The organism is Streptomyces cinerochromogenes, assembly GCF_014648635.1.
GTDB lineage: Bacteria > Actinomycetota > Actinomycetes > Streptomycetales > Streptomycetaceae > Streptomyces > Streptomyces cinerochromogenes.
Genome location: NZ_BMRM01000009.1, coordinates 313,383 through 325,735, shown reverse-complemented (window position 1 = coordinate 325,735; position 12,353 = coordinate 313,383). Strand labels below are relative to the sequence as shown.

Below are 12,353 nucleotides of genomic sequence, written 5' to 3'. Positions count from 1 at the left end.
CTCTCTCGTCACATTCCTCGTCGGGGAGCCTCGGCGGCTCCCTGGCCGGCCGCCACCTGCCGCAGATAGGGGTTGGTGGCGCGCTCCTGGCCGATGGTCGTCTGGGGGCCGTGGCCGGACAGCACCACGGTGGAGTCGTCGAGCGGCAGGCACACGCGGGCCAGTGACCGCATCATGTCCTCCATGGATCCGCCCGGCATGTCCGTGCGTCCGATGGAGCCGGCGAACAGCAGATCCCCGGAGAAGAACACCGACGGGACGTCGGCGGTCTCGGGCATCCGGAAGGTCACCGACCCCCTGGTATGGCCCGGCGCGTGTGCGACGGAGAGTTCCAGCCCGGCCAGCTCCAGCTTCGCGCCGTCGGCCAGCTCCTTGACGTCGTCGGGCTCCCCCACGGTCAGCTCGCCCATCAGCGGCATGCCGATGGACCGGCCGAGCGCCTTCTCCGGGTCGCTCATCATGTACCGGTCCTCGGGGTGGATCCAGGCGGGTACGTCGTGCGCCCCGCAGACGGGGACGACCGAGGCCACGTGGTCGATGTGGCCGTGGGTGAGGACGACGGCGACGGGCTTGAGCCGATGCTTCTTCAGCGCTTCCTCGACGCCTGGGGCGGCCTGGTGGCCCGGGTCGATGATCACGCACTCCTCACCGGCGGCGGGGGCGACGAGATAACAGTTCGTCCCCCAGGCCCCGGCGGGGAACCCGGCAATGAGCACGATCGTCCTTCGTTGTGTCGGTTACAGGCGGCTTCAGCTGCTGTCAGAGCCTACCGGCGCTGCCGTTTCCTCAGCGAACCCATATACGGTACGGGGCTACACGCAGCGGTCGGATCACGAGGACGCACGCGTACCGCCCGACACACGACACCTTGAGGAGAGAACCCGGTGGTCAGCCAGGAGCAGCGGCGGCGTCAGCTCGCCCGGGAGAAGTTCTTGCGGCAGCAGCAGCGGCGCACCGAGGCGCGGCGCAAGGCCCGCCTGCGCAACTCGGTGATCGCGTCGGTACTGGGCGTGGTCGTGATCGGCAGTGTCGCCCTGTACACGACCGGGGTGCTGAAGAACGACGGCGACAAGAAGGAGAACGCGAGCTCCCAGGTCACCCCGAGCGCGACGCCCACCAGCAAGGCCCCGGACCCGTGCCGGAAGCCGGCGGCCGGCTCGGCGGAGAAGCTCAGCTGGAAGAAGGAGCCGGCGATGTCGATCGACACGTCGGCGAAGTACACGCTGAAGCTCGCGACGACGTGCGGTGACATCGGCATCGCGCTGAAGACGTCGGCGGCCCCGCACACGGTGAACTCGTTCGACTTCCTCGCGGGCAAGGGCTACTTCGACCACACCAAGTGCCACCGCCTGACCACCCAGGGCATCTACGTCCTGCAGTGCGGCGACCCGCAGGGCACCGGCATGGGCGGTCCGGGCTACACGCTCCCGGACGAGAACCTCAAGGACAAGAGCCTGAAGAACAACACCTACCCGGCGGGCACGGTGGCGATGGCCAACACGGGCCAGAAGCACACCGGCGGCAGCCAGTTCTTCCTCGTCTACAAGGACAGCCAGCTGCCGCCCAGCTACACCCCGTTCGGCACGATCGACGCGGCGGGCATGAAGGTGCTGAACAAGATCGCCGCGGCCGGCGAGAGCACGGGTGCCGGTGACGGCGCCCCCAACGCGACCGTTGTGATCGACAAGGCGACGATCACCAAATCCTGACGTCACCGGAGGCCCGGGAACGGCCGACTGCCGAATTTCGGTCGCGCTGGATGCGGACAGGCAACCCGCTGGTCGCCTATGTTGGCCGTGACGAAACTGTGGACGATGCCCGGGGGCGCTGAGGCCCCCGCAGGCATCATGTGGAGGAGGCGCTGTGAGCAGCGACCCGTGGGGCCGCGTCGACGAGACGGGGACCGTGTACGTGCGTACGGCCGACGGCGAGCAGGTCGTCGGTTCCTGGCAGGCCGGCTCCCCCGAGGAGGCGCTGGCCTACTTCGAGCGCAAGTACGAGGGCCTGGTTGTCGAGATCGGCCTCCTCGAGAAGCGCGTGCGGACCACCGATCTGTCGGCGAAGGACGCCCAGGCCGCCATCGACCACCTGCGCGAGCAGGTCGACGCGCACCACGCGGTCGGTGACCTGGACGCGCTGCGGCAGCGGCTGGACAAACTGGTCGAGACCGTCGAGGCGCGCCGCGAGGAGCGCAAGGCGCAGCGGGCCAAGCAGTCCGACGAGGCCCGCAGGGCCAAGGAGGCGCTGGTCGTCGAGGCGGAGGAGCTGGCGCAGTCCGACCAGTGGCGGGTGGCCGGTGAGCGGCTGCGGTCGCTGGTGGACACCTGGAAGGGCCTGCCGCGGCTGGACCGCAAGTCGGACGACGAGCTGTGGCACCGCTTCTCGCACGCCCGGTCGGCGTTCTCCAAGCGCCGCAAGGCCCACTTCGCGCAGCTGGACGCGCAGCGCGAGGAGGCCCGCCGCGTCAAGGAGCGGCTGGTCGCCGAGGCCGAGGCGCTGTCGGGTTCGACGGACTGGGGTCCGACGGCCGCCCGTTACCGCGAGCTGATGGCGGAGTGGAAGGCCGCGGGCCGCGCCCAGCGCGAGCACGAGGACGACCTGTGGAACCGCTTCCGCGGCGCCCAGGACGTCTTCTTCGCCGCCCGCAGCTCGGTGTTCGCCGAGCGGGACGCGGAGCAGTCGGAGAACCTCAAGCTGAAGGAGGAGCTGGCCGAGGAGGCCGAGAAGCTCCTGCCGGTCACGGACCTGAAGGCCGCACGGGCCGCCTTCCGCTCGATCAACGAGCGCTGGGAGGCCATCGGTCACGTCCCGCGGGACGCCCGGCCGAAGGTCGAGGGCCGGATGCACGCCGTCGAGCGGGCGATCCAGGAGGCCGAGGAGGCCGAGTGGCGCCGGACGAACCCGGAGGCACGCGCGCGTGCCGAGGGTCTGACCGGTCAGCTCCAGGCCGCCGTGGACAAGCTGCGGGCGCAGATCGAGCAGGCGCGCGCCCAGGGCAACAACGCCAAGGCCGACAAGCTGGAGAGGGAGCTGGAGGGTCGTCAGGCGCTCCTGGAGCAGGCTCTGAAGGGCCTGCAGGAGTTCGGCGGCTGACCGACGCCTTCGGCTTTCCCCGTCCCGTCCTGGCGGCCCGGTGGTGCGACCACCCCGGGCCGCCCGGTCGTTTTCAGGCGGGTCCGGTGTCTTCCATGATGTCCAGGGCGTGCTTGAGCACCTCGCAGGCCTGGAGGTGGTTGCCGGACTCCTGCAGCAGCTCGGCCAGCCGCCGGCAGACGAGCACGGCCTCGGGGCCGTACCCCTTGTGCACCTGGTGGAAGGCGAGTTCCAGGATCTCGATGGCCTCCCGTACCTGACCGGTCTCCGCGAGCAGTTCGGACAGCTCCAGTTGTACGGCGACCAGGTCGCCCTGCGCCTGGCCGGACTGCTGCTGTTCCTGGAGCGCGAGCCGGAGCACCGGCTGGGCGTCACGGGCGTTGCCGGTGGCGCGCAGCAGCCGGGCGAGGGCGAGGCCGGTGGCGACGACGGCGGCGCGCACCTCGGCGGCCAGGACCGGTCCGGAGGGGGTGCGCCGGCCCGCGCGGGCCTTGTTGCGGGCCAGGGGGAGCCGGCCGACGCCGTTCTCCTGGGAACGCTGCGGCAGTGGCCGGTTCTTGGCGCGCAGGCGTTCTTCCAGGACCCGGTAGAGGGTGTCCAGGTCGATCAGTTCGGGGCCCTCCGGGACGCCCTCGCGCAGGATGCGCAGCAGTTCGGCGGTGAAGGCGGTGTTGCGCTCCCCCTCCGGGGCCAGGGCGATCCGGTCGGCGGGCGAGGCGGTCAGGACGTACGCGCCGTCCACGGCGGCCTGGGCGGCGAGCACGTCCCCGCCCGTCAGGGCCCGGGCGGCCCGGCCGCTGAAGCAGCAGTCGAGGACGACGATCTTGCGGCGGGCGCGGGCGGACCGCAGCGCGGTGCGCAGGTGCTGGTAGGCGACGGCCGTGTACCCCAGGTGCTCGCGGGAGTCGCCCAGCGCGAGATACAGGTCGGCGGAGTCGGCGTCCCGCATGCCGTGGCCCGCGAAGTAGACGAGGAGGGTGTCCGTGGCCTCCTCTCCGGCCCGGTACACCGGGTCCAGGACGGTCTGGGGGCTGAGCGGATCGGTGACGACCGTGCAGTTCCGTACCGGCAACCCCCACACGGCGGGGTCGCACAGCTCCGCGGCGAGGTCCACCACGTTGGCCTCCACCGCGGGCAGCTGCGGCAGATGGCGGTAGGAGGCGGTGCCGACGAGGACGGCCCGCGAGCACGTCGGGTCAGGCAGTACCGTCATCGCCTCCAGGCTCCTCGGCTCGCGGGCGGGGCGGACTGGGGTTCGGTGTGGTGCCGTCGAGCAGTTCGACGATGCCGCGGACGGTCTCCTCGTCCCGCGCGGCCCGCGCGGTCAGGACGACCTCCACGTCACCGCGGCGGAGGGTGACGGCGGGCGCGTGGCGGCGGGCCGCCTGCCACTGGAGGACCGAGACGACGAGCGAGCCGACGGACAGGCCGCTGCTGACGGCCAGTTGGAGGAGGTCGAAGCCGGAGCCCATGCCGCCCGGGGCGGGTGGTGCGCCGCCGACGATCCGTCCGCGCACGGGGACCGTGTCGTCGGCATGCAGCCAGCGCAGCAGGGATCGCAGGTCGTCCTCGGTGCCGGGGTTCCCGTTGCCGGAGGGCGGGTGCCCGGGGGGTGCGCCGAGGGCCAGGACGAGGTCAGTCATCGCTCGTGTCCGTTCGCTCCGCTCGTCGTCCGATGCGTCTGTTGACTCGGGAGAGCATGTCGAGGGCCTCTTCTCCGGCGTCGAGCCTGGCCCGGCACACGGCCTGCCAGTACTGGCTGGTGAGGGTCGTGGGGTGGTCGGGGCCCAGCTTCGACAGACAGACCTGGACGACCACCGCCAGCATCTGCGCGGCCTCCCGGATCTGCCCGCGCTGCACCAGGCCGACGGCTTCGCGCTGCCGGGACAGCGCCCCCTGCGGAGTCATGCTGCCGAGGACGATGCGCCGGGTGGTGTCGCTGAGGGTGGCGGGATGCATGGGATCCGGGGCGGCTCCCGGGACGGACACGTCCTCGTCCCAGTGGTACTCGGGCTGCTCGTCCTGGAGGGCGGGCAGGGCCCGGGCAGACACCTCGGTGCCGCGCGCGGCGTCCACGGCCTGGGCGCGCAGGTGGCGGGTCACCCGCTCCGAGAGGTCCTCGGTCCCGCCGTACATCAGGGGGACGAGTGTCTCCCGTACGGCCGCGGCGTCCGTGAGGCGCTCCAAGGGGTCCCGCCGGCACAGTCGGCCGACCAGTTCGGCCAGGGGCTCGGGTATGCCCTCGTCCGCGGTGAGCGGCCGGATCCCCTCGCCGAGGGCGCGCCCGATGATGGCGCCGACGTCCGCGGTCGGGCCGAAGGGCAGTTCGCCGGTGAGCATCAGGAAGAGGCAGGCCCCGAGCCCGTACCAGTCCGCCGCGGCCTCGCGCGGGCCGCCGCTCATGGCTTCGGGCGCCATGAACTGCGGGGTGCCGATGAGGGCTCCGGTCCGGGTGATCGCGGCCTCGCCGGCCAGCCGGGCCAGCCCGAAGTCCTGGAGCACCACGCGCCCGTTGCCGGTGACCCCCACGTTGGACGGTTTGACGTCGCGGTGGAACACTCCCTTGTCGTGCGCCGCTTCCAGGGCGTCCGTGATGCCCAGTGCCACGGTGCAGGCGGCGGGGCTCGGCAGCGGGCCCGTGGCCACGACCAGATCGGCCAGGCTCGTGCCGTCGAGGACCTGCATGACCAGGTACGGGACACCCTCGTGCATCCCGCTGTCGTACAGCGTGACGACACCGGGGTGATCGATCCGCGCCAGGGCACGGATCTCCCGCTGGAAGCGTTCCCACGCCGTGTCCTGGGTGGCGAGGCCCTCGACGGCCGTCAGCATCTTGACCGCGACGCGGCGGCCCAGCCGGACGTCCTCCGCCTCGTGCACGACACCCATGCCGCCCCGCCCCAGCCGGCGCAGGACCCGGTACCGGCCCGCGACTACGTGGGCCGGGCCGTCCGGTGCCGCAGCGTCCGACCAGCCGGGCTGCCGCCCGCTCATACCGCTCCCCCCGTCGCTGACAGCCCTAGGACCGGCTGCGTCCCGATGTCACGCGGTAGACGTCGTACACGCCCTCCACGCCCCGGACGGCCTTCAGGACGTGACCGAGGTGCTTGGGGTCGCCCATCTCGAAGGTGAACCGGGAGGTGGCCACCCGTTCGCGGGAGGTCTGGACGGCCGCCGAGAGGATGTTGACGTGCTGGTCGGACAGGACCCGGGTGACGTCCGAGAGGAGACGGGACCGGTCCAGCGCCTCCACCTGGATGGCGACCAGGAAGACCGAGGACTGGGTGGGCGCCCACTCGACGTCGAGGATGCGCTCGGGTTCACGGGACAGCGAGTCGACGTTGACGCAGTCGCTGCGGTGGACGGATACGCCGCTGCCGCGGGTGACGAAGCCGATGATCGGGTCGCCGGGCACCGGCGTACAGCACCGGGCCAGCTTGACCCACACGTCCTCGACGCCCTTGACCACGACACCCGGGTCGGCGCTGGAACGGCGCTTGCGGCCGCGGGTGCGGGACGGCGGGACCGTCTCGTCGATCTCCTCGGTGGCGGCCTCCTCGCCGCCGAGGGCCTGGACGAGTTTCTGCACGATGTTCTGCGCCGAGACATGGCCCTCGCCGATCGCCGCGTACAGCGCGGAGATGTCCGAGTAGCGCATCTCGTGGGCGAGGGTGACCAGCGAGTCGCCGGTGAGGATCCGCTGGATCGGCAGGTTCTGCTTGCGCATGGCCCGCACGATGGCGTCCTTGCCCTGCTCGATCGCCTCGTCCCGGCGCTCCTTGGAGAACCAGGCGCGGATCTTGTTCCGGGCCCGCGGCGACTTGACGAAGCCGAGCCAGTCCCGGGACGGGCCGGCGCCCGCCGCCTTGGAGGTGAAGACCTCCACCAGGTCGCCGTTGTCCAGGGTGGACTCGAGCGGGACCAGGCGGCCGTTGACCCGCGCTCCTATGGTGCGGTGGCCGACCTCCGTGTGGACGGCGTAGGCGAAGTCCACCGGGGTGGCACCGGCCGGGAGCGCGATGACGTCGCCCTTGGGGGTGAAGACGAAGACCTCGTTGCGGGACAGGTCGAAGCGCAGGGACTCCAGGAACTCGCCGGGGTCCTCGGTCTCCTTCTGCCAGTCGAGCAGCTGGCGCAGCCACGCCATGTCGTTGAGGTGGTCGTCCTTCTTGCCGGCCTTGGGCACGTCGGTGCGCACCTTGGAGGCGCCGGCGACGGCCTCCTGCTTGTACTTCCAGTGCGCGGCGATGCCGTACTCGGCGCGGCGGTGCATGTCGAAGGTGCGGATCTGCAGTTCGACCGGCTTGCCGTTGGGGCCGATGACCGTCGTGTGCAGCGACTGGTACATGTTGAACTTGGGCATCGCGATGTAGTCCTTGAACCGGCCGGGGACCGGGTTCCATCGCGCGTGCACGGTGCCGAGGGCGGCGTAGCAGTCGCGGACCGTGTCGACGAGGACACGGATGCCCACCAGGTCGTAGATCTCGGCGAAGTCGCGGCCCCGCACGATCATCTTCTGGTAGACGCTGTAGTAGTGCTTCGGGCGGCCGGTGACGGTCGCCTTGATGCGGGCGGCCCGGAGATCGGCCTGGACCTCGTCGGTCACTATGGCGAGGTACTCGTCCCGCTTGGGCGCGCGTTCGGCGACGAGCCGTACGATCTCGTCGTACATCTTGGGGTAGAGGATCGCGAAGGCGAGGTCCTCCAGCTCCCACTTGATGGTGTTCATGCCCAGGCGGTGGGCGAGCGGAGCGTAGATCTCCAGCGTCTCGCGGGCCTTCTTCTCCTGCTTCTCGCGCTTGAGGTAGCGCATCGTGCGCATGTTGTGCAGGCGGTCGGCGAGCTTGATGACCAGGACGCGCGGGTCCTTGGCCATGGCTACGACCATCTTGCGCACGGTCTCGGCCTGCGCGGCCTCGCCGAACTTCACCTTGTCCAGCTTGGTGACGCCGTCCACGAGGAGGGCGACGGTGTCGCCGAAGTCGCGGCGGAGCTGGTCGAGGCCGTACTCGGTGTCCTCGACGGTGTCGTGCAGCAGGCCGGCCATGAGGGTGGCCGGGTCCATGCCCAGCTCGGCGAGGATCGTGGTGACGGCGAGGGGGTGCGTGATGTACGGGTCGCCGCTCTTGCGCTTCTGGCCGCGGTGCCAGCGCTCGGCGACCTGGTAGGCGCGCTCGATCTGCCTGAGCGTGGAGTTCTCGATCTTCGGGTCGTTGCTGCGCACTATCCGCAGCAGCGGTTCCAGGACCGGGTTGTACGGGTTCGCGCGCTGGACACCGAGGCGGGCGAGGCGGGCCCGGACGCGGTTGGAGGAGCCGGTGCGGGTGGGCGGGGAGGCCGGCTGGCGCACCACGGGGGGCTGGGCCGGGCGCTCGGGCGAGGGGGTGGGGGACGGCTTGGGGCGCGCGGACTCGGCGCTCTTCTCGACGGGCGCCGACTGGGCGTGCTCGACCGTCCCGCGGGGGTCGTTCTTCACGTGGGAAGCGTTCGGCGCGGGTTTCGCCGCGGGGGCCGAGGCGGGCTCGGGCTTGGCGGCGGTCAGTGGCTGGGCCTCGTCTGGCAAGAGGACTCCTCGTGCGCGATCCGGGTCCCCCGGTCAGGCTCCGGAAACCCCAATGGTAGCGATCCTGCGCCCGGTCATCGCCTGCAGGCGCCTGTGAGGACCGTCAAACCGTGCAACGCGGGAGGTGGCCGGGGGATTCCGGGGGCGGAATGCCGAACGGCCGCCCCGGGGGTGGGGCGGCCGTTCGGGCGGGTGGGGTCAGACCTGGAGGAGGGCCTTCAGGGGGGCTCCGTTCAGGGTCGGTTCCAGGCGGGGGCGGGCGGCCAGGAAGGTCAGTTCCATCAGGACCGCGAGGCCGGAGACCTCGGCGCCCGCGCGGTGGATGAGCTGGATCGCGGCCTCGGCCGTGCCGCCCGTGGCCAGGACGTCGTCCACGATCAGGACACGGTCGCCGTGGGCCAGGTCCTCCGCGTGCACCTCGATCTCCGCCGAGCCGTACTCCAGGTCGTAGGCCTGGCGCAGGGTGGCCCCGGGCAGCTTGCCCGCCTTGCGGACCGGGATGAAGCCCACGCCCGCGCGGACGGCGACCGGGGCGCCGAGGATGAAGCCCCGGGCCTCCAGGCCGACGACCTTGGTGGCGCCGGTGGCCGCGGCGATCCCGGCCAGCTCGTCGGTGAGCGCGGTGAAGGCCGCCGGGTCCGCCAGGAGCGGGGTGATGTCCTTGAACATCACGCCCGGCTCCGGGTAGTCGGCGACGTCACGGATGCGGCTGAGCAGCAGCTCCTGGATGTCGGTCATCGGCGCTTCCCCGAGGGACGGCCGCGGCCACGGCCACGGGAGGAGGGCTGGTTGCGCGGGCCCACCACGGCGGGCGCGGCGTCGTCGTCGGCGTCGGCACCGGCGGTGCGGGCCTCCACGACCTCCTCGTCCGAACCGGCCTGGGCGCGCTTGGCCAGGACCCGCTTGGTGAGGGCCTTCATCGCCGGCTCGCGCTCCTTGAGGTCGGCGACGAGCGGCGTGGCGATGAAGATCGACGAGTAGGCACCGGCCGCGAGGCCGACGAACAGCGACAGGGAGATGTCGTTGAGCGTGCCCGCGCCGAGGAAGCCGCCGCCGATGAAGAGCAGACCGGCGACCGGCAGCAGGGCGACGACCGTGGTGTTGATGGAGCGGACCAGGGTGCCGTTGATGGAGCGGTTCGCGATGTCGCTGTACGTCCACCTGGTCTGCTTGGTGATGTCCTTCGTCTGCTCCTTGAGGCTGTCGAAGACGACGACCGTGTCGTAGAGCGAGTAACCGAGGATGGTCAGCAGACCGATGACCGTGCCGGGCGTGACCTCGAAGCCGACCAGTGCGTAGATACCGGTCGTGATGGTGATGTCGTGGATCAGCGCGACCAGCGCCGCGATGGCCATGCGCCACTCGAACGCGATCGCCAGGTAGATCACGACGAGGACCATGAAGATCGCCAGGCCCTCCCAGGCCTTGTTGGCGATCTGCTCGCCCCAGCTCGGTCCGACCAGGTCGGCGGCGAGCTTCTCGGGGTCGAGGTTCAGGTCCTTGGCCAGCTCCTGCTTGATCCTGTCGGACTGGCCGGTGTCGATGCCCGCGATCTGGATGCGCAGGCTGCCGTTGCCGAGCTTCTGCACGACCGCCTGGTGGCCCGAGGCGTCGTTGGCGTACTCCTCGGCCTTGGCCACCGAGGTGCTCATCTTGGTCGGCGTGGTGAAGACCGCGCCGCCCTGGAACTCGATGCCCATGTTCAGGCCGCGCACCGCCAGGCCGACGATGGCCGTGATGGTGATCAGGATCGAGACGCCGTACCAGATCTTGCGCTTGCCGACGAAGTCGTACGAGATCTCGCCGCGGTGCAGTCGAGCGCCGAGGTTGCCGAGTTTCGACATCGCTCAGGCCTCCTTCGGGTCGACAGAGCCGGCGGCAGGACCGGCGGGACGGCGGGTACGGCGCAGCGGCGGCTTGGCACCGAGGCTCTTCGGGTCGAGACCGGACCACTTGTGGCCGTTCGCGAAGAACTTCCGGCGGGCCAGGAGCGTCATCAGCGGCTTGGTGAAGAAGAAGACCACGACGACGTCAAGCAGGGTGGTCAGGCCGAGCGTGAACGCGAAGCCCTGGACCTTGCCGACGGTCACGATGAACAGGACCGCGGCGGCGAGGAACGACACGAAGTCGGAGACCAGGATGGTGCGCCGGGCGCGCGGCCAGGCCCGCTCCACGGCGGGGCGCAGCGAGCGGCCCTCGCGGATCTCGTCCCGGATGCGTTCGAAGTACACGATGAACGAGTCGGCGGTGATGCCGATGGCGACGATGGCACCGCAGACGGCCGGCAGGTTCAGCGCGAAGTGGATGGCCGGGCCGAGCAGCGACATGATCACGTAGGTGAGGATCGCGGAGACCAGCAGGGAGGCCATCGCGACGATCGACAGGCCGCGGTAGTAGACCACCAGGTAGATCACGACGAGGGCGAGGCCGATCGCGCCGGCCAGCAGACCGGCGTGCAGCTGCTCACCGCCGAGCGCGGCCGTCACGGTGGTGACCGACTGCTCCTGGAAGGACAGCGGCAGGGCGCCGTACGACAGCATGTTGGCGAGGCTCTGGGCCTCCTCCTGCTTGAAGCTGCCGGAGATCTCCGCCTGGCCGCCGGTGATGGCCTCGTGCACGACCGGGCTGGAGACGACGTCGCCGTCGAGGACGATGCCGAACTCGTTCTGCGGGTCCGGCTTCTGGGCCAGCTGGCCGGTGATGTCGGCGAACTTCTTGGCGCCGCTGCCGGTGAAGGTCATCTGGACCTGCCAGCCCGCGGCGCTCTGGGTGTTGAAGACGGCCTGGGCCTTCTTCACCTCGGTGCCGTCCACGGCGGCCGGGCCGAGCAGGTACTTGTACCAGTTGCCGTCGATCTCGCCGCAGGCCACGGTGGTGTCACCGGGCTTGGCGTTCTTGCCGGCCTTGGCGCGGTCGGTGGCCTTGGCGCAGTTCAGGGCGGCGTACTGGGCCTGGAGCTTGGAGTTCGCGGCGGAGCCGCCGGAGGGCGAGGCCGACGGGGTGGCCGACGGCTTGCCGCTGGAGGAGGCGGACGGCGAGGGGGTCGAGTCGGCCTTCAGCGCGTCGCTGACGGCGCGGCCCTGGGAGGTGGCCGTGGCCGTGGGGGACGCGGAGCCGGGCGAGGTCGCCTTCTGGCCGGAGGAGGCGGTCGAGGAGGGGCTGCCGCTCGGCTTCGGCGAGGAGCTGCCGCTGGAGGAGGCGCTCGGCGAGGGGCTCTGTGCGGCCGTCCCGCTGGGCTCGGTGGCCAGAACCGGCCGGAAGTACAGCTTCGCGGTGGTGCCGACCTGCTGCTGGGCCTCCTTGGAGTTGGTGCCCTTGGGGATGTTGACGATGATGTTGTCGTTCCCCTGGGTCTGCACCTCCGCCTCGGAGACGCCCAGGCCGTTGACACGGCGGTTCATGATGTCGACCGCGGTGTCCATGTTGGCCTTGTTGATCGCGGACCCCTGGTCGGCCTTCGCCTTCAGCGTGATGCTCGTGCCACCGGCGAGGTCGATGCCGAGACGCGGGGTCGTGTGCCCGGAGAGGAACATCCCTCCGGTGAGCGCCACGATGGCGATCAGGATGAGGGCCAGCGAGCGCCCTGGCTTGCTCTGGGCACTCGCGGTTCGGCCCCTCTTGGGTGCTGCCACCTTCTCGTACTCCCTCTCGGGCCGCCCCGCGCCCGGTCGGCGCGGTCGGCCATGACATGGAATCG

General features: G+C 71.0%; 10 protein-coding genes. 2 read left to right on the top strand and 8 right to left on the bottom strand.

Translation table 11 applies throughout. The annotated features are described in order from the left end of the window. Positions 1-8 precede the first annotated feature (8 nt). Entirely contained in the window at positions 9-716 is a 708-nt protein-coding gene (locus IEZ20_RS19890; protein WP_189300497.1) for an MBL fold metallo-hydrolase, read from the bottom strand. Positions 717-884: 168 nt separating this feature from the next. Here IEZ20_RS19890 and IEZ20_RS19885 point away from each other — a divergent pair, with 168 nt between their 5' ends. Together IEZ20_RS19885 and IEZ20_RS19880 are read left to right on the top strand one after the other, a co-directional pair. Further along, positions 885-1,709: a peptidylprolyl isomerase gene (locus IEZ20_RS19885; RefSeq protein WP_189300495.1), complete on the top strand. Its 825-nt coding sequence runs from the start codon at positions 885-887 to the stop codon at positions 1,707-1,709. Positions 1,710-1,863: 154 nt separating this feature from the next. Next, positions 1,864-3,093, top strand: a complete 1,230-nt coding sequence (locus IEZ20_RS19880; RefSeq protein WP_189300493.1) for a DUF349 domain-containing protein — start codon at positions 1,864-1,866, stop codon at positions 3,091-3,093. Between the two features lie 73 nt (positions 3,094-3,166). Here IEZ20_RS19880 and IEZ20_RS19875 read toward each other — a convergent pair whose 3' ends face one another. From IEZ20_RS19875 to secD, 7 genes are all read right to left on the bottom strand, one after another. After that, the gene (locus tag IEZ20_RS19875; RefSeq protein WP_189300491.1) at positions 3,167-4,306 is read right to left on the bottom strand and encodes a caspase family protein; all 1,140 of its coding nucleotides are present in this window, start codon (positions 4,304-4,306) and stop codon (positions 3,167-3,169) included. Then, on the bottom strand, positions 4,290-4,736 hold the full coding sequence (locus IEZ20_RS19870; protein ID WP_189300488.1) for an effector-associated constant component EACC1: 447 nt from the start codon (positions 4,734-4,736) through the stop codon (positions 4,290-4,292). The genes IEZ20_RS19875 and IEZ20_RS19870 overlap by 17 nt, the downstream gene beginning before the upstream one ends. Further along, positions 4,729-6,087 carry a serine/threonine-protein kinase gene (locus IEZ20_RS19865; protein WP_189300486.1) on the bottom strand — a complete coding sequence of 453 codons (1,359 nt, stop codon included), beginning with the start codon at positions 6,085-6,087 and terminating at the stop codon, positions 4,729-4,731. Before IEZ20_RS19865 ends, IEZ20_RS19870 begins: the two co-directional genes overlap by 8 nt. Positions 6,088-6,112: 25 nt before the next feature. Next, positions 6,113-8,656 carry a RelA/SpoT family protein gene (locus IEZ20_RS19860; RefSeq protein WP_189300484.1) on the bottom strand — a complete coding sequence of 848 codons (2,544 nt, stop codon included), beginning with the start codon at positions 8,654-8,656 and terminating at the stop codon, positions 6,113-6,115. 198 nt (positions 8,657-8,854) lie between these two features. After that, entirely contained in the window at positions 8,855-9,394 is a 540-nt protein-coding gene (locus tag IEZ20_RS19855) for an adenine phosphoribosyltransferase (protein WP_189300482.1), read from the bottom strand. Continuing rightward, a complete protein-coding gene (secF, locus tag IEZ20_RS19850) occupies positions 9,391-10,500 on the bottom strand; it encodes a protein translocase subunit SecF (protein WP_189300480.1) in 1,110 nt (369 codons plus the stop codon). The genes IEZ20_RS19855 and secF overlap by 4 nt, the downstream gene beginning before the upstream one ends. A gap of 3 nt (positions 10,501-10,503) precedes the next feature. After that, complete coding sequence (gene secD / locus IEZ20_RS19845) at positions 10,504-12,288, bottom strand: protein translocase subunit SecD (protein WP_189300478.1); 1,785 nt, start codon at positions 12,286-12,288, stop codon at positions 10,504-10,506. Positions 12,289-12,353: the final 65 nt, after the last annotated feature.

Excerpts from the sequence above, each read along its gene's own strand:
- IEZ20_RS19875 (WP_189300491.1), bottom strand. The coding sequence starts at position 4,306 with ATGACGGTACTGCCTGACCCGACGTGCTCGCGGGCCGTCCTCGTCGGC.
- IEZ20_RS19870 (WP_189300488.1), bottom strand. The coding sequence starts at position 4,736 with ATGACTGACCTCGTCCTGGCCCTCGGCGCACCCCCCGGGCACCCGCCC.
- IEZ20_RS19865 (WP_189300486.1), bottom strand. The coding sequence starts at position 6,087 with ATGAGCGGGCGGCAGCCCGGCTGGTCGGACGCTGCGGCACCGGACGGC.
- IEZ20_RS19855 (WP_189300482.1), bottom strand. The coding sequence starts at position 9,394 with ATGACCGACATCCAGGAGCTGCTGCTCAGCCGCATCCGTGACGTCGCC.
- secF (WP_189300480.1), bottom strand. The coding sequence starts at position 10,500 with ATGTCGAAACTCGGCAACCTCGGCGCTCGACTGCACCGCGGCGAGATC.